At 66.1% G+C, this 23247-nt stretch carries 22 protein-coding genes and 1 pseudogene; 7 read left to right on the plus strand and 16 right to left on the minus strand.

Annotated features, from left to right (window positions below; all coding sequences use genetic code 11):
- Nucleotides 1-3: 3 nt before the first annotated feature.
- Nucleotides 4-1659: a class I adenylate-forming enzyme family protein gene (locus GD628_RS04050; protein ID WP_152273883.1), complete on the minus strand. Its 1656-nt coding sequence runs from the start codon at nucleotides 1657-1659 to the stop codon at nucleotides 4-6.
- A gap of 145 nt (nucleotides 1660-1804) precedes the next feature.
- Between GD628_RS04050 and GD628_RS04055 the strand changes: the two genes are divergently transcribed.
- Nucleotides 1805-2461, plus strand: a complete 657-nt coding sequence (locus tag GD628_RS04055; RefSeq protein ID WP_091601621.1) for a TetR/AcrR family transcriptional regulator — start codon at nucleotides 1805-1807, stop codon at nucleotides 2459-2461.
- Here GD628_RS04055 and GD628_RS04060 read toward each other — a convergent pair.
- Entirely contained in the window at nucleotides 2458-3387 is a 930-nt protein-coding gene (locus GD628_RS04060; RefSeq protein WP_152273884.1) for an intradiol ring-cleavage dioxygenase, read from the minus strand. The genes GD628_RS04055 and GD628_RS04060 overlap by 4 nt on opposite strands.
- A gap of 51 nt (nucleotides 3388-3438) precedes the next feature.
- Nucleotides 3439-4047 (minus strand): PadR family transcriptional regulator, encoded by a 609-nt coding sequence (locus tag GD628_RS04065; RefSeq protein WP_152273885.1) that lies wholly within the window; start codon nucleotides 4045-4047, stop codon nucleotides 3439-3441.
- Between the two features lie 136 nt (nucleotides 4048-4183).
- On the opposite strand from GD628_RS04065, the gene GD628_RS04070 reads away from it, so the two are divergent.
- From GD628_RS04070 to aceE, 3 genes are all read left to right on the plus strand, one after another.
- A complete protein-coding gene (locus tag GD628_RS04070; protein ID WP_152273886.1) occupies nucleotides 4184-5341 on the plus strand; it encodes an aromatic ring-hydroxylating oxygenase subunit alpha in 1158 nt (385 codons plus the stop codon).
- 3 nt (nucleotides 5342-5344) lie between these two features.
- Entirely contained in the window at nucleotides 5345-6358 is a 1014-nt protein-coding gene (locus tag GD628_RS04075; protein WP_152273887.1) for a PDR/VanB family oxidoreductase, read from the plus strand.
- 162 nt (nucleotides 6359-6520) lie between these two features.
- Entirely contained in the window at nucleotides 6521-9262 is a 2742-nt protein-coding gene (gene aceE / locus GD628_RS04080) for a pyruvate dehydrogenase (acetyl-transferring), homodimeric type (protein ID WP_152273888.1), read from the plus strand.
- 71 nt (nucleotides 9263-9333) lie between these two features.
- Here the strand turns inward: aceE and GD628_RS04085 are convergent, their stop codons facing one another.
- Nucleotides 9334-10092, minus strand: coding sequence for an IclR family transcriptional regulator (locus tag GD628_RS04085; RefSeq protein ID WP_152273889.1), 759 nt, complete (start codon nucleotides 10090-10092; stop codon nucleotides 9334-9336).
- A gap of 114 nt (nucleotides 10093-10206) precedes the next feature.
- Between GD628_RS04085 and GD628_RS04090 the strand changes: the two are divergent.
- Nucleotides 10207-11021: pseudogene (locus GD628_RS04090) on the plus strand (hydroxypyruvate isomerase family protein).
- Between the two features lie 37 nt (nucleotides 11022-11058).
- Here the strand turns inward: GD628_RS04090 and GD628_RS04095 are convergent.
- From GD628_RS04095 to GD628_RS04125, 7 genes are all read right to left on the minus strand, one after another.
- Nucleotides 11059-11577: a metallophosphoesterase family protein gene (locus GD628_RS04095; protein WP_152273890.1), complete on the minus strand. Its 519-nt coding sequence runs from the start codon at nucleotides 11575-11577 to the stop codon at nucleotides 11059-11061.
- Nucleotides 11578-11662: 85 nt separating this feature from the next.
- Nucleotides 11663-12448: a hypothetical protein gene (locus GD628_RS04100; protein ID WP_152273891.1), complete on the minus strand. Its 786-nt coding sequence runs from the start codon at nucleotides 12446-12448 to the stop codon at nucleotides 11663-11665.
- Nucleotides 12448-13008: a sigma-70 family RNA polymerase sigma factor gene (locus GD628_RS04105; RefSeq protein WP_152273892.1), complete on the minus strand. Its 561-nt coding sequence runs from the start codon at nucleotides 13006-13008 to the stop codon at nucleotides 12448-12450. Before GD628_RS04105 ends, GD628_RS04100 begins: the two co-directional genes overlap by 1 nt.
- A gap of 55 nt (nucleotides 13009-13063) precedes the next feature.
- Nucleotides 13064-14608 (minus strand): acyl-CoA synthetase, encoded by a 1545-nt coding sequence (locus tag GD628_RS04110; protein WP_091601596.1) that lies wholly within the window; start codon nucleotides 14606-14608, stop codon nucleotides 13064-13066.
- 100 nt (nucleotides 14609-14708) lie between these two features.
- On the minus strand, nucleotides 14709-15725 hold the full coding sequence (locus tag GD628_RS04115) for an ABC transporter substrate-binding protein (protein WP_193313188.1): 1017 nt from the start codon (nucleotides 15723-15725) through the stop codon (nucleotides 14709-14711).
- A gap of 108 nt (nucleotides 15726-15833) precedes the next feature.
- Nucleotides 15834-16289: a MaoC family dehydratase gene (locus GD628_RS04120; RefSeq protein WP_091601471.1), complete on the minus strand. Its 456-nt coding sequence runs from the start codon at nucleotides 16287-16289 to the stop codon at nucleotides 15834-15836.
- Nucleotides 16290-16306: 17 nt separating this feature from the next.
- Complete coding sequence (locus GD628_RS04125) at nucleotides 16307-17233, minus strand: SDR family oxidoreductase (protein ID WP_152273893.1); 927 nt, start codon at nucleotides 17231-17233, stop codon at nucleotides 16307-16309.
- Between the two features lie 91 nt (nucleotides 17234-17324).
- Here GD628_RS04125 and GD628_RS16875 point away from each other — a divergent pair, with 91 nt between their 5' ends.
- Nucleotides 17325-17825, plus strand: coding sequence for a MarR family winged helix-turn-helix transcriptional regulator (locus tag GD628_RS16875; RefSeq protein ID WP_152273894.1), 501 nt, complete (start codon nucleotides 17325-17327; stop codon nucleotides 17823-17825).
- On the opposite strand, the gene malQ is transcribed toward GD628_RS16875, so the two are convergent.
- Entirely contained in the window at nucleotides 17822-19960 is a 2139-nt protein-coding gene (malQ, locus tag GD628_RS04135) for a 4-alpha-glucanotransferase (RefSeq protein ID WP_152273895.1), read from the minus strand. The genes GD628_RS16875 and malQ overlap by 4 nt on opposite strands.
- A 97-nt stretch (nucleotides 19961-20057) precedes the next feature.
- Nucleotides 20058-20387 carry a DUF6221 family protein gene (locus GD628_RS04140; protein WP_152273896.1) on the minus strand — a complete coding sequence of 110 codons (330 nt, stop codon included), beginning with the start codon at nucleotides 20385-20387 and terminating at the stop codon, nucleotides 20058-20060.
- A gap of 134 nt (nucleotides 20388-20521) precedes the next feature.
- On the opposite strand from GD628_RS04140, the gene GD628_RS04145 reads away from it, so the two are divergent.
- Nucleotides 20522-20761 (plus strand): hypothetical protein, encoded by a 240-nt coding sequence (locus GD628_RS04145; protein ID WP_091601461.1) that lies wholly within the window; start codon nucleotides 20522-20524, stop codon nucleotides 20759-20761.
- A gap of 45 nt (nucleotides 20762-20806) precedes the next feature.
- On the opposite strand, the gene GD628_RS04150 is transcribed toward GD628_RS04145, so the two are convergent.
- The 3 genes from GD628_RS04150 to GD628_RS04160 form a co-directional block, all read right to left on the minus strand.
- Nucleotides 20807-21607, minus strand: a complete 801-nt coding sequence (locus GD628_RS04150) for an SDR family NAD(P)-dependent oxidoreductase (RefSeq protein ID WP_226802328.1) — start codon at nucleotides 21605-21607, stop codon at nucleotides 20807-20809.
- A gap of 16 nt (nucleotides 21608-21623) precedes the next feature.
- Nucleotides 21624-22670, minus strand: a complete 1047-nt coding sequence (locus GD628_RS04155) for an enoyl-CoA hydratase/isomerase family protein (RefSeq protein WP_152273897.1) — start codon at nucleotides 22668-22670, stop codon at nucleotides 21624-21626.
- Between the two features lie 126 nt (nucleotides 22671-22796).
- Nucleotides 22797-23063, minus strand: a complete 267-nt coding sequence (locus tag GD628_RS04160) for a hypothetical protein (RefSeq protein WP_152273898.1) — start codon at nucleotides 23061-23063, stop codon at nucleotides 22797-22799.
- Between the last annotated feature and the right edge of the window lie 184 nt (nucleotides 23064-23247).

The raw sequence follows: 23247 nt of genomic DNA on the forward strand, positions 1-23247 counted from the left end.
GGATCATCCTTCCTTTGGGGTCTCGCGCAGTTCCCGGCGGCGGATCTTGCCGGTCTGCGTCTTGGGCAGGTCATCGATCACGTGCACGGACCGCGGGTATTTGTAGGCGGCCAGGCGTTCCCTGGTGAAGGCGATCAGTTCTTCTTCGGTGGCCGCCTGACCGGATTTCAGGGACACGTACGCGACGACGGTTTCGCCCCGGTATGCATCTGGCATCCCGACGACGGCGGCTTCGTAGACGGCCGGATGTTCGTACAGCACGTCCTCCACCTCGCGCGGCCACACCTTGTAGCCGGAGACGTTGATCTGGTCTTTCATCCGGTCAACGATGTACACCCAGCCGGACTCATCCATGGTGGCCACGTCGCCGGTGCGCAGCCGGCCGGCAGGCATGGTTCGGGCGGTTGCTTCGGGGTTGTTCCAGTACCCGGGGACGATCTGCGGTCCGGCGAGTTCGAGTTCTCCCTGTTCCCCGGCCGGCAGCGGATTCCCGGCCGCGTCGATGATGCGGGCAGTGACGTTGGGCAGCGGAAGCCCGATGGAGAGGCTGCCGCTGGCCGGATCCACCGGTGCCTGCACTCCCGGCGGAACACCGATGACGGCAGACGTTGTTTCGGTCATGCCGAAGATGTTGTGGATATAGGCGCCGAACCGTTGCTGGAAGGACTCAACCGTGGAGGGCGGGATGGGAGCACCGCCGGAGTAGAGGGTTTTGGCGGAGGCGAAGTGCTCCGCTCCGGCATCCGGGAGCTGGTAGATGGCGTTGAAGACGGTGATGGAACCGGTGGTGCAGGTGACCCGGTGTTCGGCAAAGGCATCCACCGCCACGGCCGGGTCGGTTCGGTTCACCATAACCAGCGTGGTGTCCGTGAGCAGCGGCGCAGCGGCGTCGATCACGGCGCCGGTAATGTGGAACAGCGGTGCGACGGCAAGCACTGTGTCCCCGGGAGCCAGCCCCATCCAGGCCGAGCAGGTTGCCGCGACGTTGAGGATGTTGCCGTGGGTATTCATCGCACCCTTCGGCGCACCCGTGGTTCCGGAGGTATAGGCCAGCAGGGCGACGTCGTCCTGTGTGATGGTTAGCGGTGCCGGGGCGCGGCCGGTGAATTCGGCGATCAAGGCAGCCATGTCTCCGTCCGGGGACGGCGGCACCGGTTCCGCTGGCCCGAAGATGCGGGGATCGCAGCGGCTCTGGTACTCCAGGCCGGACGTGGTCAGGATCCACTCGACACTGGTTCCTGCGGCGGCCGCTGCCGTTGCCTGGTAGAGGGTGTCATCGGCGAGAATGCCCCGGGCGCCTGAGTCTTCGATCAGGTGCCGCAGTTCGCGTTCCTTGTACATGGGGTTCATCAGCACCGCGATGGCACCCAGTTTCCACAGCGCCAGGAAGGCGATCACGTACTGCGGAATGTTCTGCAGCTGGATGCCAATCCGGTCCCCGTGTCCGATCCCCCGGTTTTCGAGCGCGGCCGCGAAGGCATCGGAAAGCCCGTCGAGCTCCGCAGCGCTGATCCGGCCGTCAAAGTAGGCGACTGCTGTTCCGCCGGGGTTGGTCCGGACGCGGTCTTTCCACGCCGCCACCAGCGAAGGGGCCGCCACTTCCAGCCTCGTTGAGACTCCGGCTGGATAGGCACCGGCCCACGCCGGTGAGAGCGCCATGTCCTCCACTGTGTGCCTGCTTCCCTGTAATGGTTCCGCATCTACCTTGCGAGCGATCGCTCGGTAGAAGTAGTGTGAAGAACGTCACAAGGTAGTGTCAACCCCCTTTGGCAACCTAATGTTTTTCCAAACACGAAGAGGTCCGATGGCAAAAGCTGCTGCACAGGAACCGGCTCCCGGCTCCGCCCCCCTGCCCTCCGGCACCCCCGGCTGGCGGAATTACGATATGGATGACCTGCCGCCCATGCTGGCCAGCGCACTGGAGTGCTTCATGGAGCACGGCTACCACGGCACCACCATCCGCCAGCTGGCCGCTCGGACAGGCTTGTCAGTTCCGGGCCTCTACCACTACTACCCCTCGAAGCAGGCGCTACTGGTAGCCATCGCCTCCCATGCCATGAACGATCTGTGGATTCGCAGCGAGCAGGCAATCGCCGAGGCCGGCGGCAACCTTTCCCGCCGGTTCGACCTGCTCGTCGAGTGCCTGGTGCTTTTCCACGCGCGGCGACGCGGCCAGGCCTTCATCGCTTTCAGCGAGATCCGCTCCCTGGAACCGGACGCCCGCGCCGCCCACATCGCGGCCCGGGACCGGCAGCAGCGCCTCATGGACACGATCCTTGAAGAGGGAACGGCGGCGGGAATCTTCTCCGCACCGCACCCGCGTGAGGCGGGTACCGCCGTCGTCACCATGTGCACCGGGGTCGCACAGTGGTTCCGGCTGGACGGTGAGCTGACTCCGGAGCAGCTGGCCGAACGCTACCGCACCATCGCCCGCATGGCCGTGGGGGCCAGGCCGGCCTAGGGAGCTGCCAGGGGTTCGGCGCCCGGACGGTCGCCGGCTGGGGGCTGCCCGCCGGGGCCTCCCGGCCCTCCGGAAGCTCCTCCTCCGGGAGCTCCTCCCGCGGAAGGCTCCGTGCGGGTGTCCACCGGGACGGCCAGGGTCGCTGAGTAGCCCTGGCCGACGCTGCCGGTGACCGTGCCCAGCTGGCTCGCACCGCCGTCGTCGCCAAACACGTTATCGCCTTCCAGCGTGACCCCGGACAGATTCTGCACCGAGGCCTCGTACCCGGAGGTGGCATAGACCGCGTTGCAGGCGTCCTCCGGAAGCGCCATCTGGGAGGTGGCAATGGCGTTGGCTGAATCGGTGATGGAAGCTTCGTCGGGGTAGACCTCGAAGTGGATATGCGGCCAGCGGCCCGAATAGCAGGCCGGGAAGATGCTGGTGAACCGGACTGCGCCGTCGCCGTCGGCAATCTGGACCCCGCGGAGGTAGTTCTGGTCCTCCACACCCTCGGAGTACATCGAGTACAGCCCCTCCCGCGTGCAGTGCCACACGTAGACGGCCACTCCGGCAAAGGGAGCACCCCCGTTGGCCAGGTCCGTGACCTTCAGTTCCAGATCCAGGGGAATGCCCTCGGCGGTGCCGGAGGATTCGCCAAAACTGGAGCGGATATCGCTGCGGACAATGCCGCTTTGTTCCAGTACATCCGGACCATTGGATCCGTCGCCCGGATAGGGACCCGCTGTCTCATCGGGGATCTCCCCCTCCGCCCCGGCGGGTCCACCGCAGGCCGCAAGTCCAAAACCGAGGGCGCCGATGCCGAACACCTTCAGGACCTGCCGCCGCTGGAGGAGGGTCCCGACGTCGAATGGCAGGCCCTGGTCTTCCAGGTCCTCTTCCGGGCGGGGCAGCGGACGGCCCTGATAGGTGGCTTTCGGGTGCGGCATGGTTCTCCTCTTCTTCCGGAACTCTCTCCGGATTGAGGCTAGGCCCGCTTCCTATGTCGCGGCTGTGCCGGAGCTGTCCTCGGGGTAGAGCTCATCCAGCAGCGCCAGTCCGCGCTGTGCCCAGGCAATTTCAGATTCGGCCCGCGCAGTGAGCCCTTCATAGGTGAACCGCTTGAAGGCGGCTACGCGGGAATGGTCTGCGGAGGGGAAGGTCGCCAGGCGGCGGTTGAGCATGTCCGAGGTGCCGCCGTCAATCTCCTGGATCTTCTGCTGCCACTGGAGAAGGCGCGCACCGTAGTGCTCGGCGTGGGCCAGCAGCTGGCTGCGGGCCGCGTCCGGATCCGCCCACTCCAGGTAGGCAGCCTTGAGGTGCATTGGATCCCGTTCGCGCGGATAGTCCAGCTGCGTGTTCACCCAGGTCCGGAATGCTTCACGGCCGGCATCCGTCACGTGGTACTGCCGCTTGCGTCCCTTGGTACCCCAGGCGACTTCCTCGCCCTCCAGCAGGCCGTCGCGCTCCATGCGGCGCAGCTCGGGATAGATCTGCGAGTCCGGCGCATGCCAGACATAGCCAACGGACGATTCGAACTGCTTGTACAGGTCATAGCCGGTCATGGGCTCCACGTTCAGCAGCGCCAGCAGTGCGTACCGAAGGCTCATGACGGCCCCATTCCGTAAAAAGAAATCCCTTGCCTAACCACTATAGACATAGATACTGTGGCGCATATCACTAACTATCTATGTCCATAGTGAGTTGTACCGCCGCATCAGTGCAGATGCTCCTGGAAGGAACGCAATGACTGCCGTCTCGACCGATACTGGAATCAACAGCCAGACACAGAGCTCTACCACGTCCAAGGTGCTGGGCTACCCGCTGAATGCCTGGTACGTGGCTGCCTGGGACCACGAGGTGACCCGCAAGCCCATGTCCCGCCGGATCGCCGACCGCCCGCTGGCGCTCTACCGGACCGAGGACGGCAAGGCCGTAGCCCTGGCCGACGCCTGCTGGCACCGCCTGGCCCCGCTGTCCATGGGCAAGACCACCGGACGGGACGGGATCCAGTGCCCGTACCACGGGATCGTCTACAACTCGGCGGGCCGCTGCATCTCCATGCCGGCCCAGGAAACCATCAACCCCAGCGCCACGGTGCCCTCCTTCCCCGTGATCGAACGCCACCGCTACGTCTGGGTCTGGCTCGGCGACCCCACCCTGGCCGATCCGGACGCCGTGCCGGACATGCACCAGATGTCATCCGACGAATGGGCCGGCGACGGCGAGACCATCTTCGCGCCGTGCAACTACCAGTTGGTCCTGGACAACCTGATGGACCTCACCCATGAAGAGTTCGTCCACTCCTCCTCCATTGGCCAGGACGAGCTGAGCGAATCCGAATTCGTCGTCACGCATGACGACGACACCGTCACGGTGACCCGCTGGATGCTTAACATCGATCCGCCGCCCTTCTGGCTCAAGAACATGCGGGACAAATTCCCCGGCTTTGAAGGCAAGGTGGACCGGTGGCAGATCATCACCTACCGTGCGCCGTCGACCATCAACATTGACGTGGGCGTGGCGAAGGCAGGAACTGGCGCACCGCAGGGTGACCGCAGCCAGGGCGTGAACGGATTCGTCATGAACACCATCACCCCGGAGACGGCGAAGACCTGCCACTACTTCTGGGCCTTCATGCGCAATTACCGGCTGGACAGCCAGCTCATCACCACCCAGCTGCGCAACGGTGTCCACGGCGTCTTCGGCGAGGATGAGGAAATGCTCGCCGCGCAGCAGGCGGCGATCGACGCGAACCCGGACTACGAGTTCTACAACCTGAACATCGACGCCGGTGGCATGTGGGTGAGGCGGCTGATCGAACGCCGGCTCGAGGCCGAGGGACGCCGTCCGGACGGAAGCAGGCTCCCGTCCGGTGTCCGGCAGCGCGCGGCACTGGGCTAGGCGATGGCTGCAACAAATGTTGAGGCCTGGCAGCGCGCCGTCGTCCGGGAAACCCGGGACGTAGCGGAGGGCATCCGCCGCATTGTGCTGGTCCCCGGAGAACCGGTTCCGGCCGCGGCGGGAACCCATGTGGACGTCATGGTCACCATTGACGGCGAGAAGCACCGCCGCTCCTACTCGATCGTTGAAGCGCACGACGGCGGCAGGGAACTGGCGATCAGCGTCTTCCGTACCGCGGCGTCCCGCGGCGGGTCGATCTTCATGCATACCCTGGCACCGGGGGACGAGCTGGAGATTACCCAGCCGCTGCAGAACTTTCCGCTGCGCGTAGGTGCGCCGCGCTATGTCCTGCTGGCAGGCGGCGTGGGCATCACCGCCATCCTGAACATGGCCCGGGTCCTGAAGAACGTGAAGGCCGACTACCGTCTGGTCTATGCCGGACGGAACCGCAGCGCCATGGCCTACCTGGCCGAGCTGCAGGCCGAGCACGGTGACGCCCTTGAAATCCACGTGGATGCCGAAGGCAGTGCGCTGTCCGTTACGGAATTGGTCGCAGGGCTGCAGGACGGAACGGAACTGTACATGTGCGGACCGATCCGCCTGATGGACGCGGTACGCCGGTCCTGGCGGGACCATGGCCTGGACCCCGCCAACCTGCGGTATGAGACGTTCGGCAACTCTGGCTGGTACCGCCCGGAGGAGTTCATTGTGCGGGTGCCGCGGCTGGGACTTGAAACCCGGGTGGGGCCCGGACGGTCCATGCTCGAAGCCCTCGAAGACGCCGGGGCGGACATGATGTTCGACTGCCGCAAGGGCGAATGCGGGCTGTGCGAAGTGCGGATCCTGCAGCTGGAAGGCACCGTGGACCACCGGGACGTCTTCTACAGCGAACGCCAGCAGCGGGCCCGGGAGAAAATGTGCTGCTGCGTCTCGCGCGCCGTCACAGATCCCGCCGCAGAGCCTGGAACTTCCGGGCTCCGCGCCGGCCCCGCCGTCGTCACCATTGAGGTCTCCTAAACAGTTCTGTGATACGTCTTACGAAGGCGCGGCGGCTACCTGCCTGAGCAGGCATGAAGCCGCGCATTCGTATAGATTGAACTGAGCATTCCGCATAACGGAATGGTCGGTGAGTCACCGAATTACTTTGAGGGGACCCCGCCCTCAACCGAGAGGCTGCATATGAGCGTCAGTGAAGACAGAACGGACATCCTCAGCGGGCTGACCAGCCAGCTGCCGGATCGTGACCCGGAAGAAACCGCGGAATGGATTGAATCCCTTGACGAGCTGATCCGCTCGCAGGGCACGGAGCGTGCGCAGTTCATCATGCGCTCGCTGCTCCAGCGGGCAGGATCCCGCTCCGTTGGTGTTCCCATGGTGACCACCACCGACTACGTCAACACCATCCCGGTGGACCAGGAACCCGAGTTCCCCGGCGACGAGGAAACCGAACGCCGCTACCGCGCCTGGCTGCGCTGGAACGCCGCAGTCATGGTGCACCGCGCGCAGCGCCCGGGCATCGGCGTCGGCGGCCACATCTCCACCTACGCCGGAGCCGCCACCCTGTACGAAGTGGGCATGAACCACTTCTTCCGCGGCAAGGACCACCCCGGCGGCGGCGACCAGGTCTTCTTCCAGGGCCATGCATCCCCCGGCGTCTACGCCCGCGCCTTCCTCGAAGGCCGCCTGAGCGAGGAGGACCTCGACGGGTTCCGGCAGGAAAAGTCCCGTGAGGGACACGCACTGTCCTCCTACCCGCACCCGCGGAACATGCCCGATTTCTGGGAGTTCCCCACCGTCTCCATGGGCATCGGCCCCATGAACGCCATTTACCAGGCGCAGTCCAACCGCTACCTGCACAACCGCGGACTCAAGGACACCTCGGACCAGCACGTCTGGGCGTTCCTGGGCGACGGCGAAATGGACGAGCCGGAATCGCGCGGCCTGCTCCAGCTCGCCGCCAATGACAAGCTGGACAACCTGACCTTCGTGGTCAACTGCAACCTGCAGCGCCTGGACGGACCCGTCCGCGGCAACGGCAAGATCATGCAGGAACTGGAAGCCTTCTTCCGCGGTGCCGGCTGGAACGTCATCAAGGTTGTCTGGGGCCGCGAGTGGGACTCGCTGCTCGAGAAGGACAACGACGGCGCGCTCGTGGACATCATGAACTCCACGCTCGACGGCGATTACCAGACCTACAAGGCCGAGTCCGGCGGATTCGTCCGTGAACACTTCTTCGGCAAGACTCCGCAGACCAAGGACATGGTTGCGGACCTGACCGACCAGGAAATCTGGAACCTCAAGCGCGGCGGCCACGACTACCGCAAGGTCTACGCTGCCTACAAGGCTGCCACCGAGTTCAAGGGCAAGCCGACCGTCATCCTGGCGCACACCGTCAAGGGCTACGGCCTGGGCACGCACTTCGAAGCGCGCAACGCCACGCACCAGATGAAGAAGCTGACGCTGGAGGACCTGAAGGCCTTCCGCGACCACCTGCGCATCCCCATCACGGATGAGCAGCTGGAAGCCGATCCATACCAGCCGCCGTACTACCACCCGGGAGCCGACGCCCCGGAGATCAAGTACCTGCTGGAACGCCGCCGTGAACTGGGCGGCAACGTGCCCGAACGCCGCGAGAAGCACGCCCCGGTGAAGCTGCCGGAGGCCTCTGCCTACGAGGTGGCCAACCGCGGTTCCGGCAAGCAGCTGGCTGCCACCACCATGGCCTTCGTCCGCCTGCTCAAGGACCTCATGCGGGACAAGGAATTCGGCAAGCGTATTGTGCCGATCATCCCCGATGAGGCCCGTACCTTCGGCATGGACTCGTTCTTCCCGACGGCCAAGATCTACAACCCCAAGGGACAGAACTACCTCTCCGTGGACCGGGACCTCGTCCTGGCGTACAAGGAGTCCCCGCAGGGCCAGATTGTGCACGTGGGCATCAACGAAGCCGGTTCCATCGCAGCGTTCACCGCTGCGGGCAGCGCCTACGCCACCCACGGCGAACCGCTGATCCCGGTCTACGTGTTCTACTCCATGTTCGGTTTCCAGCGCACCGCGGACTACATCTGGGCAGCAGCTGACCAGATGGCACGCGGTTTCCTGATCTCCGCCACGGCCGGCCGCACCACCCTGACCGGTGAAGGCCTGCAGCACGCCGACGGGCACTCCCCGATCCTGGCCTCCACAAACCCCGCGGTGAAGACCTACGATCCGGCGTACGGCTACGAGATCGGCCACATCATGCGCCGCGGCCTCGAAGAGATGTACGGAGAAGATTCCGAAGACCGGAACCTGATCTACAACATCATGGTTTACAACGAGCCGATCCTTCAGCCGAAGGCACCGGAAAACCTGGACGTTGAAGGTGTCATTAAGGGCATCTACAAGGTCTCGGCCTCCGACGCAGAAGGCCCCAAGGCCCAGCTCCTCGCTTCCGGCGTGGCAGTCCCGTGGGCACTGGAGGCCCAGCAGCTGCTTGCCAGCGACTGGGGCGTCTCCGCCGACGTCTGGTCGGTGACCTCCTGGAACGAACTGCGCCGCGACGGCCTGGCAGCGGAGGAAGAAGCCTTCCTCAACCCCGGCTCCGAACCGCGCGTGCCGTTCGTGACCCAGCAGCTGGCCGGCGCCGAAGGACCGATTGTGGCCTCCACGGACTACATGAAGGCCGTGCCGGACCAGATCCGCCAGTTCGTACCGAACGACTTCGCGTCCCTGGGCGCGGACGACTTCGGCTTCGCTGACACCCGTGCAGCGGCCCGGCGCTACTTCAAGATCGACAGCCACTCCATGGTGGTCAAGACCCTGCAGCTGCTTGCGGCCCGCGGTGAAGTGGACAAGGACGCTCCGCGCCTGGCGATGGAGAAGTATGACCTGCTGAACGTGAATGCAGGCACCAGCGGCAACGCGGGCGGCGACGCCTAAGTCCCCGTCTCACGAAGGAAGGGCCGGAAACCGTATGCGGTTTCCGGCCCTTCCTTCTTTCGGTTGGTCTCTCAGCGGTGCCGCAGGTCCTCCGCGACCTCCCGCGCGGCTGCTTGGAGCAGCGGAACTGCCCGCTGCCCAAAGGCTTCATCCACCCGGGAGACCGGCCCGGACACCGAGATCGCGGTGGGGCTGGGCGCACCGGGCACGGCGACGGCGAAGCAGCGCACACCCAGCTCCTGCTCCTGCTCATCCACGGACCAGCCGCGCCGGCGGATCAGTTCCAGGTCCGCCAAGAGCCCATCAAGGCCGGTGATGCTGGCTTCCGTAGCAGCGGGCAGCCCGGTGCGGGCCACAATGCCGCGAACCTGGTCATCCGGGAGCTGCGCCAGGACCGCCTTTCCGACGCCGGTGGCATGGGCATGGGCCCGCCGGCCCACCTCGGTGAAGGTCCGCATGGAGTGCCTGGACGGCGCCTGGGCGATGTACAGCACCTGGTCCGAGTCCAGGACGGCCATGTTGGCTGTTTCGCCCAGCTGGTCAACGAGTTTTTTCAGCACCGGCAGGGCCAGGGCACCCTGCTGTGCGGTTGCCCCTTCGCCAAGCCGGATCAGCCGGGGCCCCAGGGCGTACCGGCGGTTCGGCAGCTGGCGGACGTAGCCCAGGCCAACCAGGGTGCGCAGCAGGCGGTGGATGGTGGGCAGCGGCAGGTCAGCAGTGGCCGCGAGCTCGCTGAGCGCCGCCGAACCGCCGGCGTCCGTAATGAGCTCCAGCAGCTCGAAGGCCCGTTCCACCGACTGCACACCGGGGCCAGCGGTTCGCTCAGCCATCACGGCAGGTCCTTCCGGTACGGTTCACCAAGGCGAACAGTTCAGCACTACGTTCTCATTCCGTATCGCAAACAATATTATCCGTTCTACGGAAGTCTCAGAGGAGGCACTACCATGGCTGGACCCTTCCGGGACCTGACCGTGAACTGTTCCATCATGCTCGCGGATCTTCCGCTGCTGGAGCGCCCGGCGGCAGCGGCAGCGGCGGGGTTCAGCGCCGTCGAATTCTGGTGGCCGTTCGAATCGCCGGTTCCCGGGGATCGGGAGGTGGATGCCTTCCTCACCGCAATCTCCGACGCCGGCGTCCGGCTGACCGGGCTCAACTTCTATGCCGGGAACATGCCGGACGGGGAGCGCGGCGTGCTCTCCTCTCCCTCCCGCAGCGCAGCCTTCCGTTCCAGTCTGGAGGCCACGGCCGCCATCGCCGAGCGGACGGGGTGCCGAGGGTTCAACGCACTGTACGGCCTGCCGGAGGAAAACACCGTCCCGGCCGCCCAGGCAGACTGTGCGGTGGAGAATCTGGCTGCGGCCGCCGACGCCGTCTCCTCCCTGGGCGGGACGGTCCTGCTGGAGCCGCTCAGCGGGGTCCCCGGGTACCCCCTCCGGACCGCAGCCGACTGCTTCGCCGTCCTCGAACGGGTGCACGGCACCGGACGGCAGAACCTCGCCTGCTGGCGGACTTCTACCACCTGGCCGTCAACGGCGAGGACGTACCGGCCCTCATCGCCGGGCACGCGGCGTCGTTCGGGCACATCCAGCTCGCCGACGCTCCGGGACGCGGTGCCCCCGGAACCGGCAGCCTGCCTTTGGAACGGTGGACGGCGTCGGCCATCGCCGCGGGCTACCGGGGATTAATCAGCCTGGAATACCTCAGCCCCAGCGCGGAGGCCTTCACCTGGCTGGAGCCGTACCGGGCGGCCGCGGAGTAAACCCTGGCGCGGAGGTTCCTGCCGGTGCCGTGGGGAGTTATCGGGTGCGGGAGGTGCGCAGCGGCAGCCGGTGCAGTTCGACGTCGACCGTTCCGTTGCCGATGTTCGCCACCATATAGGTGCAGTACGGCTGGCGGCGCCGGTCCGTCGGGGACCCCGGGTTGAGCAGCCGCAGCCCGTTTGGCGTGGTGGTATCCCAGGGAATGTGGCTGTGCCCAAAGACCAGCAGGTCAGTGTCCGGGAATGCGTCCTGCATACGCGCTTCACGGCCCTTTGCCGCACCGGTTTCATGCACGACGGCGATGCGCACGCCGCCGACGACTGCGGTGCCTGCCTCCGGCAGCCTGGCGCGGAGTCCGGGTCCGTCATTGTTCCCCCAGCAGCCCAGCAGTGCGTGCGAACGTTCCTGCAGCTCGTCCAGGAGGTCCTCGCTGACCCAGTCACCGGCGTGAATGACCAGGTCTGCCGCTTCCACTTCATCCCACACCTGTGCCGGCAGCGCCCTGGCCCGCTTTGGCACATGGGTGTCTGCAATTAGCAGCGCCCTGGTTGTCATTCCCACTTCCCTCTCGGTGGATTCCCCACGGGCACGTTCCGGGCCCGGACCCTAGGTTAGCCCGGTATTGATTCGCCGGCCGGGCCTACGGGTTCGCCCAGTCCAGGGAAACCCGGACCTGGCCCCGGGTTCCGTCCTTGTAGGTCAACTCCAACGGGATGCCGGCGTCCGGATAGTCCTTCAGCTCGTCCCCGGGAAACCACAGCACAAAGTACCCGTTGGCAACACTGCCGCTCACCTCACCCTGGGTATGACTGGCATAGGAGACAGCGCTGACATCGGCTCCCGCGGCACCCACAACCATGGAAAGCTCGCCAGCAGAAGTGGATCCCATCCCCATGGCGGTGGGAAGCAAGCCACGCGTAGCGGGCTCGGCTCCGCCCGGAGTGTTGCCTGAGTACCCAAAAGAACCGCCGAAGAGAGACCCGTCAGTAACGCACATGGATGAGAAGCCGCCTGGGCCGGAGAGGACAACCGTGGTCCACTCGCCCCGGCGCTCGGCAATTGCCACGCTTGCTCCTGCGGATTCGCGAGCCGTGTTCCGGTCCGACGAACGGCAGTCGTTCCCGGCCTTCTCGCTGCCTTCCGGACCCAGGGCAGACGGTGTCTGGGTCCAGCTGGCATACGCCGGATCACCGCCGCCAAGCACCGGAACGGCAAGAATCGCCAGGGCAGCTGCTGCGGCGGCACAGCCAAGGACAAGACGGCGGTTCCTTCGCGTCCGCGCGGGTATCGTCCGCAACTCTTCGCCGGCGTGGTCAGCAGCCAGTATCCGTTCAACGTCCGCAGTTCTCCGCTCCGGTCCTGTACCGGCCGGGGCAGCAGCGTCCAGTGACTTCAGCAGCACATCTGTTTCTTCATCCCGCAGCATTACGGTTTCCTTTCGGCAGCAGGTACCCGCACCGCAGCGGCAGCGGGAAGATGGTCCAGCAGCAGCCGCAGCGCCCGGCGGGCGCGGGTGAGCCGGATCCGGTAGGCGACCGGGGAAATGCCCAGGACAGCCGCAGCCTGCGGCCCTGGAAGGTCCTCGAAGACAGCCAGCCCCAGGGCTTCCTGGTGGACCTCGGACAGCTGCCGCCAGGCGCGGGCAACATCCATCCGCTGCTCCGCGAAGTCAATCTCGGCCGAAGAGACCGGAACTGAAACGGCTTCACTAAGGCGGACGCCCAGCGCGCTGCGGCGCTGCTCACCGCGGCGGCCATTGAGCATCATGTTGCGGCCTATGCCAAAGATCCAGGCACGCCGGTCCGCCTCGCCTGCGGGCAGGTCCTCGAACCTGCGCCACACCACCAGGAAGGTTTCGGCGACGAGGTCCTCGGCATGGCCGGCGCCCGTGCGCCGCTGCACGAACCTCAGCAGGTCCGGGTACACGGCGGCATAGAGAGCCCGAAAGCGCGCCTCACGGTCCGGCTTTCCTGGGAACTGGGTCATACCCCGTACCTGTCCGCCATGCGCCCGAGTGTTTCACACCGGCACCGGGGATTTTCTAGCCGGCGTACTGGCGCTTCAGGTCAGCCTTGCGGATCTTGCCGCTGGCAGTGCGCGGAAAGTCGGAAACGATCTCCACGGTTTTGGGAATCTTGTAGCGTGCCAAGCGGCCGTCCAGATGCGCGGCCACCTCGGCCGGCTCCAGCGTAAACCCGTCCCGCAGGGTTACCAGCGCCTTCGGCACCTCGCCCCACTTCTCATCCGCCACTCCGATGACCGCGACGCCGCTAACCGCATCCAGCTCGCTGATGATCTGCTCCACTTCGGCGGGGTAGATGTTCTCTCCGCCGGAAATGATCATGTCCTTCAGCCGGTCAGAGATGAAGAGGAACCCGTCGGCGTCGAAATAGCCCATGTCCCCGGAGCGGAACCAGTGTCCGTCCACAAAGGCAGCTTCAGTGGCGTCCGGCCGGTTCCAGTAGGACTTGATGACATTCGGCCCGCTGATCTGTACCTCGCCCACTTCGCCGGGGTCGGCGTCGCTCCCGTCCAGCCGGGCCACACGGACGGAGGTAAAGAAGTGCGGAGCGCCGGCGGAACCGGCCTTCTCCCGCGAGAACAACGGGGGCAGGGCGGTGGCGCCGGGCGCCGTTTCGGTCATGCCGTAGCCGCCGGAGAAGCTCAGGCCGCGTTCCTCGTACGCGTCGATCACGCGCAGCGGCACGGCTGACCCGCCGCAGGTGAGCTTGCGGAGCGAGCTGATGTCCCGCTTGTCCCAGTCAGGGTGCTCGCACAGCAGCTGGTAGGTGGTGGGGACGCCGCTGATGTAGGTGGCCCGGTACTTCTCGATGAGTTCAAGGGTCCGCCCCGGCTCGAACCGGGTTTCGAGGATCACGGTGGCACCCTTGAGCAGGTTCGGCAGCACCCCCATGTCCAGGGACGCGACGTGGAACAGCGGTGAGATCATCAGCGCAATATCGTTCTCCGCGACGTCATAGTCCACCAGCACGTTGAAGCAGTTCCAGGCCAGGTTGGCATGGGTGAGCAGGGCGCCCTTCGGCTGTCCGGTGGTCCCGGACGTGTAGAGGATGATCGCGGCGTCCTCGAGGGACACCGGGGCATCCGCGAAGCCGGACGGTGCCTCGAAGGCCGGCTCGTACGGCTGGACCCGGCCCTCGGGATCCTCGGCACGGACGGCACCTGTGCCGTCATCCACCAGGAGACGGAGCTCGACGCCGGTGCCCCGTGAGCCGCGGACCGCAAGCTCGTCCAGGGCCAGGGTGTTCACCAGCACGGTGCTGCCGGAGTCCTGGAGCGCGAACTGGATCTCGGGCGGAGCCAGCCGGGTGTTCAGTGGAACGAAGACCGCACCGAGGGAACCGGCGGCGAAGAAGGTCTCAAGGAAGGAGGGGTGGTTGTCGCCAAGGAAAGCCACGCGCGTTCCCTGCCGGACTCCTGCCGCGCGCAGCGCTGCGGCAAGGCTGTTGATCCGATCGTCCAGCTCCGCGTAGCTCGTTGCCTGGTCACGGAAGACCAGTGCGGTTCTGGAACCTGACTTGATCCGCTGGCGGTGGATCCATGACCCAAGGCCCTGGTTCTGCATTGCTGAAACGTCCTTCATCCGTGCCGGGTGGTTTGGGTGTTGGTGAGCGGGTGTGCCGGGGTCCGCCTGAGGAGGTGCAGGCGGACCCCGGCACGGCTCATTACTGGATCGTCATTGCTTCCAGGTCGGGTGCCTTCTCAACGAACTCGTACTTGAGCATCAGTTCGCCCATGTCGTTGAGCTGTTCGGTGCGCAGCTCGGCGTCGTACTGCTCCATCTTCAGATTGGCGGCCACCTCTGCAGGCATGTTCATGAACGCCGGGAGGACTGCCTTGACGTCGTCAATGTTGGCTTCTGCCTGCTCCAGGAGGTCTTCCATGGCGGTCTTGAACTTCTCCACCGTTTCCGGGCTGGAGGAGGCATAGTTGCCGGACGTGAAGGTCACCATGGTGGGCATGCCCGGGACGGCTTCCTGGTTGGAGTAGCCCACCAGGACGTTGTCCGGGTTGGACAGTGCCTTGCTGAGGAAGGGTTCCGGAATCCAGATGGCGTCCGTGTTGCCGAGGTCCAGCTGGGCTTCCATGTCCGGGAACGGCATCTCGGAGAACTTGATCTGCGTGGGATCGGCCCCGGCCAGGGATGCTGCTTCCATGATGGTCAGGTCGCCCTGGGTGTTCACTGCGTTGACACTGGCGGTTTTGCCCTCCAGGTCGGCGAAGCTGGTGATGCCGGAATCCGCCCGTGCCACCACGCCGTTGATGTCTTCGCCTTCGGCGTAGGAGTTGGAGTACCCGGTGACGATCTTCATGTCCAGGCCCTTGTCCTTGGCCACCATGACGGTCAGCGGGTTGCCGACGGCGAAGTTCATGTCTCCGGTGGAGACTGCCGGGAGCATGGCTGCGCCGCCCTGGCCGGTCTGGAGTTCAACGTCCAGTCCGTGCTCCTCGAAGATGCCTTCGTCCACGCCGTACTGCATGGCGGCCGAGGGCGCGATGCCGATGACGCCAACAACGATCTTTTCGACCTCGCCGCCCGCTGCAGCGGATCCGGACGCGGACGGGGAGGAGCTTGAATCGCTGCCGGACAGGCTGCCGCCGCCGCAGCCCGCCAGTGCCAGGGTGGCGACTGCGCCGAGCGCAAGGGCCTTGGCAGCCCGCCGGGTAATGAAGTGCCTCATGACTTTCCTCTTCCTTGAGGGGAGAAATGGATACTGCTGGAGGGGTGGTGCTGGTGGTGCGTTGGTGCTGCCCGAACCGCGGACGGGGCCGGGAGTGCGGCTGGCAGGTTAGGCGTAGAACCGTGCCAGGAACTCTGCGACGACGGCGGGACGTTCTTCGCCGTCGATCTCGATGGTGTTGGACGTCTTGATCTGCACGCCGCCCTTAACCTCGGTGACCTCGGAGATTACCGAGTGGAGGCGGACCTTGGAACCCACCTTCACCGGGTTGGTGAACCGGACCCGGTCCAGGCCGTAGTTGACCTTGGTCTTCACGCCGTCGACGTCGAAGAGCGAGCTCCACAGCGGAATGATCAGGGACAGGGTCAGGAAACCGTGCGCGATCGGGGCGCCGAAGGGGCCATCCTTCGCCTTTTCCGGATCGGTGTGGATCCACTGATGATCATCAGTGGCGTCCGCGAACGTGTTGATCTGGTTCTGGGTGATCTCGATGTAGTCGGTGTAGCCGAGGTCCTTGCCTACCAGGGACGGCAGTTCTTCGAAGGTGACAACAGTGGCACTCATGTGTTTCTTCCTAGCGTTTAGTTGGTAGCGGTCTCGGGCTGGAGCTCGGCGGGCAGCGGCGGGAACTTCTCGCCCACACTTTGCTGCTTCCCGGCGAAGGGGAAGCCTTCGGCAAGATCCTCGTAGCTCCAGCCGCCGTCGCGGTATTCGGATTCGACTTCTTCCGGGTGGGACCACAGCTGCAGGCGGTCACCGCCCACTCCGATTGCCTGGCCGGTGATGCCGGCTGCCTCTTCGGAGGCCAGGAAGGCGATCAGGCCGGCAACGTCCTCGGCCGTCCCGAAGCCGAGTGTCTTGCGGAAGAAATCGGGCATGGCCTCGCCCCGCTCGTCCGCTTCGACGGCGGCCGCGAAGTACGGCACGGTCTTGGTCATGGCGGTTGCCGCCACCGGAATGACGGCGTTGGCGGTGACGCCGGCCTTCTTCATTTCCAGGGCCCAGGTCCGTACCATCCCAACAATCCCGGCCTTGGCGGCTGCGTAGTTGGTCTGCCCGAAGTTTCCGCGCTGGCCGGTGGGGGATCCAATGGCGATGATCCGGCCCTGGACATTGTTTTCCTTGAAGTACGCGTAGGCTTCCCGCACGCAGGTGAACGTTCCGCGCAGGTGCACGTTGATCACCAGGTCAAAGTCCTCATCCGTCATCTTCAGCAGGGACTTATCCCGCAGCACGCCGGCGTTGGTGACCAGGATGTCCAGGCCGCCGAAGTTTTCCACGGCGGCGTTCACCAGCGCCTTGGCGGTCTCGGTGGAACCTACCGGAGCCACTACGGCCACGGCACGGCCGCCGTCGGCGGTGATGGTCGCCGCGGCTTCCTCAGCGACGGCGGCGTCGACGTCGTTTACCACCACTGCCGCGCCCTGCCGTGCCAGTTCGCGGGCGTAGGCCAGGCCCAGCCCCCGTCCGCTGCCGGTAACGATCGCAACTTTGCCCTGAAGGGACATTCGAACTCCTCATGATTGTGTCCTGTCTCACACCATGACATCCGAGATAGTTGAGAAAGTCAACAGTTGAAACGGGGCGTACTCTTGACTCATGACTGAGACGGCCCACCCAACTGCGCGCGCTGCAGCACCCCCGTCAGCCGAAGCCGGAATCGAGCGCCTGTACTCATCCGATCTGGCCAACGAGACGGAATTTCTTGCCGCACGCGCACGCTCGGTGGGTTCGCGGCGGGCCAACGAACATTTGGCGGCGCTGGACCTGAAGGTCCGGTCCTATTCGGTCCTGTCCCTGGCGTGCAGCGGGCTGAACCCCTCCCAGCGGGAACTGGCCGAGTTCCTGTTCCTGGACCCGAGCCAGATCGTTGCGCTGGTGGACCAGCTTGAAAAGCGCGGAGCCGTGAAACGCAAGGCAGATCCGCGGGACCGCCGGTCCAACATCATCACCCCGACGGCGGCAGGCAAGCGCCTGTATGCCCAGGCGGCCGCGGTGGTCCAGGGAGCCGGGGAGGCCTCACTCGGAGCGCTCTCCCCCGCCGAGCGGAACCAACTGAGGGACCTGCTGCGCCGGGTGGCCTTCGCAGACCAGGCCTAGCCCTTTCCCAGCGCGCTGTTCATGACGCGTGTGAGTGACGCGAACCGCGGGTTGGCAGCGAGGTCTTCGACCAGTACCGGTTTCCCGTCCGGGCCGGCCAGTGGAATGCACCAGTTCGGATATTCACGCGCCGTCCCCGGCTGGTTCTGTGTGCGGCGCTCACCGACGGCATCCACCAGGCCCACCCCCACCAGTGACGAGGGGCTCAGGGCGATGAGCCGGTGCAGTGCCTCCACCGTCTCCTGCTCGGAGGCACCCGGTTCCAGCAGTCCGTGCCGGCGGGCCAGGTCGAGGATGCCGCGGGTGGCGGCGGCATCCAGTTCGCGTTCTTCCTCCACCGGACGGTTCAGCAGTCCCAGCGAATCCCGCAGCGTGACGTGCTCTCCGGCCAGGTATCCGGCTGCCGGCGGCAGGTCGTGGGTGCCGATCGTGGCCAGCGCCCCCGGCCGGTACTCCGCGGGCTCCCGCGGCCCCTCCCCGGTCTGTTCGAACCACAGGATCGACGTGCCAAGCACGCCCCGTTCCGCCAGGTAGCCCTGGACCCAGGGTTCGAAGACCCCAAGGTCCTCGCCGATGACGACGGCGCCGGCCCGGTGCGCTTCCAGGACAAGGATCCCCACCAGCGCCTCATGGTCATAGTAGACGTACGCGCCTTTGCCCGGCTCCTGTCCCCTCGGGATCCACCAGAGACGGAACAGGCCCAGGATATGGTCCACCCGGACACCACCGGCATGGCGCAGGATGGTGCGCAGCATGTCCCGGTACGCGCCGTAGCCGCTTGCCGCGAGGCGGTCCGGATCCCAGGGCGGCTGGCTCCAGTCCTGGCCAATCTGGTTGAACATGTCCGGAGGCGCGCCCACGGACACCTCCGGGGCCATCACGTCCCGCAGGGTCCAGGCATCGGCGCCGCCGGGATGGACCCCCACGGCGAGGTCGTGGACGATTCCGATTCCCATGCCCGCGCTGAGTGCTGCCCGCTGGGCAGATTCGAGCTGCTCGTCGCAGATCCACTGCAGCCACTTGTAGAACATGGTTTCGTCCGCGAGTTCGGCGGATTTCTCCGCCGCCAGGGCACTGTGCAGCCCTTCCTGCCATTCGGCCGCTTCCGGAGGATAGTCGGCCGCGAGGGCACACCACAGGGCAAAGCTCTCCAGTCCGGGCCCCGCCTCGCGGACGAAGGCCTCGAACTGCTGCGCCCGGGCGGGGCTGCGCGGCACCTGGTAGACCGCTCGGAGTGCCTGCAGCTTGGCGGCGTAGGACGAGTTGCGGTCCAGCAGCCGCGCATCGCGGTCCACTGCCCGCTGGTTCGCGGCCAGGGCCTCGACCCCGGCACGCTCCGACCCGGGAAGATAGGCATACTCCTCGATCGCTTCCACCCGGATGTAGAGCGGGTGGAAGAAGCGGCGGGTGGCCGGAAGGTAGGGCGAGTCCTCGACGGGAGGCAGTGGTTCGGCTGCGTGGAGCGGGTTGATGAGCATAAAGGCAGCGCCGGCGCTGCCTGACACGGCTGAGAGGTCCGCGAGGTCGGAAAGGTCCCCGATCCCCCAGGACCGTTCGGACCGCACGGAGTAAAGCTGGGCCATCATCCCCCACCCCCGGCCCCCTGTGTTCGGAGCGGGCAGCCGGTCAGGGGTGACCGCCAGGACGGACTGTTCTTCCCGTCCGGAGGTGGAAACGTGCAGGGCATGCCATCCCAGCGGCAGGCCGGCCGGGAGCGGCAGCTGCCTGGCTTCCAGTTCGACGCCGTTCATGAACGCTGTTTCGGCCGCCTGTTCCACAGCCTGCGGGGAGGGCAGCGGCACGGAGCTGCCGTCCTCCAGGGTGATCCAGGCCCGCGCCTCGGCTCCGCGGGGCACATGTACCGTGACTGGCAGGGACTGCTGCCGGCGCAGGACTACCGTGGGCGGCAGCATACTGCGCCAGGGCGCCAGGGCCGCTTCCGCCAGGGATGCCTCGGCCTGCTCCCGGGTCGCTGCCGGCGCTCCGCGGGCAGCGAGGACGCTGATGAGGGAGGCATCCGAGACCTGCTGGACACCGCCGTCCCAGCCGGTGAAGGTTGTGGCAACGTTCTTGGCTTCTGCCAGCTGCTCCAGCAGCTCCCTTGCCGGTGCGGCGCCGTCGTCGTATTCCGTCATCGGGTCTCCACAGTCATGCGTGCCAATCTAGGCGCAAAGGCACCCCAAGGACAGGGGCGGGGTGGTCCGTGCAGCCAAAGCACCGCGGTGCTGGACGTCAGGGCCGTTTTTCAACCAGCCGCCAGACGTCCTGGTAGTCCACATGCTCCGCATAGGGGGCGGCCAGCGCAGCGAGCGCCAGCGTGGTCCATTCCAGTTCGTCCGCATAGGTGCGGCTGTCCCCTTCAGCGTCCTGCAGCATGCGGGAAAGCGCGTTGCGCCGGGCGCCGCCAATGATGTCAATCAGCATCAGCTTGGCCTCGCACTCGCGCAGCAGGCGCTCTTCATACCAGCGGTCAGAGAGCGAAATCTCGGAGCCGCCCAGCAGCTTGCGTGACTCCGCGGCGTCTTCGTGAAAGCGCGTCAGCAGGAAATCCACGATGTCCATGCCCAGACTTTACGCGCAGGGTATCCTCCGCGTCAGGGGTCCGCGGGCGTTCCGGGAATATTTTCGCGCACTTGACTGGTTGACATAACTAGGTCCCCTATCGAAGACCCCAGCCAACTATCCAGGAGTTCAGTTTGCCCTCAGCCTGCGCGTCCCCATCCCGTTCCAATGCCCCTGCCCGCCGCGTCCGCAATGTCAGCTCGATCCACCGCGGAGACTACGTCGAAGCCCGCAGCGGCGACGAGGTCTACTACCGCGGAGAAGTCCGCGACACAGCGCCCGGACTCGCAACCCTGTGGCTCAATGACGAGGAAACCGGGATGCACACGGCCGTGAGCACGGAGGACTTCACCATTTGGCGCACCCAGCGCTAAACCCGTCCGCCTGACGGGACCGCCCGGCTCAGCCAGCCGTCAGGCTCAGTCGAGCATCGCACCGGCGCTGATATTGATGGTGGTCCCAGTGATGCTCGCCGCCATGTCCGAAGCAGCGAAAACAGCCGCGTTCCCAACATCCTCCAGCGTTGCCGCCCGGTTCAGCAGCGTCGCTGCGGCGATGGATCCGGCTATTCCTTCCCGTCCCTCCATGGCGGCGGGGAGGGATTCCGGGACACCGCCGGAGCGCAGTGTCACCACCCGGATGCCGAACGGGCCCAGTTCGATGGCGAGCTGGCGGCGCATCGATTCGATGGCTTCCAGGGCCGTGACCAGCCCGCCAAGATACTGTCCCCGGTCTTCGGTTCCCGAACCGCCAAAAGCCAGGATCACCCCGGATTTCTGTTCCATCATGTGCCGTGCGGCCGCCTGCGCCGTGATAAAGGTTGCCTGCACGGCGGTGGAAACCGGCCGAAGGTAGTCCTCCAGGTACATGGCGGCCATGGGTGTGCCCTGGACGTCGCCGTGCTGGATCACGTTGAGGGAGATGTCCAGGCTCCCTGCCGCCGCGGCGACGTCATCCGCATGCTCGTTGACCGCTTCCTGGTTCAGCGCGTCCAGCACTGCTGATTCCGCCAGTCCGCCGGCGGCCCGGATTTCCGCGGCCACCTCCTGCAGCGGCTCTGCGTGCCTGCCAGCCAGGAAGACCCGTGCGCCCTCGCGGGCAAACGCGCGCGCCGCGGCGCCGCCAATCGATCCGCCGCCGCCGTAGATGACCGCATTCCTGCCGTTGAGGAGCATGCCGGTGTCCTTGCCTGAAGAGAATGTGGACGCAGTGCGCCTCATTCTGGCACCGGAGCAATCAGAGGGCCAGAGTCCAGGCCACGTCGGCCAGATCGACGCCGTCAAGCCGGGCAGGATTCCACCGCGGCTCGTTCCGGTCCAGGAGGCGGGCGCGGACGCCCTCACGGAAATCGGGGCGTCCGATCATCCTCTCCGCCATCACCAGGTCACGCTGCAGGACCGTGCCGAGGTCCGGTTCCTGTGCGGCGGCGCGCAGCGCGGCAAGGGCAACCCCCAGCGAAAACGGTGCCATGGCCCGAATGGCCCGGGCTGCTTCCCCTGCGGCCGGCGCCGGGTGCCGCTCCAGGTTCTGCAGGATGGCGGCCACGTCCCCACCCGTGTAGCACTCGTCGATCCACTCCTGCTCGGCGGCGAGCGGCGCGGCCGGAGGTTCAACGGCGAAAGCGGCCACCACATCCGCGGCGCTGCTGCCCGCGGATTCAAGCGCCGCCAGCAGGTCGGCAAGCGACCCGGAAGGGACGTAGAAGTCCGCGAAACCGCACAGCACGGCGTCGGCACCGGTCATCGATCCAGCGGTCAGAGCCAGGTGGGTGCCGAGTTCACCCGGTGCGCCGGAGAGCAGGAGGGACCCGGCGCAGTCGGGGCTGAAGCCGATGCGCACCTCCGGCATGGCAGCAGTGGTCCTTTCGGTGGCGATCCGGATCCCGGCGTGTCCGGAGACCCCAATACCGCCGCCCATGACCACACCGTCCATCACTGCTACATACGGCTTGGGGAAAGCTGCCACCCGCGCATTGAGCGCGTATTCGGCGGTCCAGAACTCCATGGCCTGTTCATCCGTGCCTGACGCAATCGCACGGATGTCACCGCCCGCGCACAGTCCGCGTTCACCGGCACCGTAAAGCACCACGGCCTGCACGGCACTGTCTGCTGCCCAGTCCTGCAGTACCCGGTCCATCGCCCGCACCATGTCCAGGGTCATGGCGTTGAGGGCCCGCGGCCGGTTCAGCCGGATGGTTCCCAAAGTGCCGGAGGTCCAGGCCTGCAGTTCATTCGTGGCGTGCGGGGAGGTTTGAACCGTTGCGGGGGCGGGCGAGGAATTCATGCCCGCTAGCATCCCAAGTTTTTCCATCCGGCCCAACTCCGGATAGCGCCGGGAACGCAGCTGCGCCGGCTGCAGGCGATGTTGCCCGCAGCCGGCGCAGCTGTGTTTACCGGATGTTCCGCTCTCCTACCAGCGGACCTTGCGTTCGCGGCGGCCCTGGCGGCCGGTTGCATGGTTGGGCTTCCCGCCCTTGCCCAGGCTTTGCCAGCCGGGCAGGTTGGCTTCCTGCTCGCGGGCGGCCGCTAGCCGCTGGAGGCCTTCCTCGCTGAGGCGGCGGGCGGCTGCGGGGGCAATATTGACCTGCAGCTGCGTCTCGTCCCCAGCGGAGGAGTGAGCAGGCAGACCGGCTGGTTCGAGCGGTTCCTGTGCGGGATTGGATGTAGGTTCAGTCATGGTTTGCTCCAGTTCATCTCTGGCGTGGCTGTGCCAGGGTGAGCCCTTCCGGGCACGCCGGGAAGACTTTCCACGGCGGGATTTCGAGCTGCAGACGGAAGGACGCCTGGCCTTGGCCAGCGGTTGCGGGTGGGTCTGCGTTGAGCGGTTTGCGCCACTTTGAAGGGCCGGAGTGTTCCGGCGG

The sequence above is a fragment of the Arthrobacter koreensis genome (assembly GCF_009193255.1).
Lineage (GTDB): Bacteria > Actinomycetota > Actinomycetes > Actinomycetales > Micrococcaceae > Arthrobacter_B > Arthrobacter_B koreensis.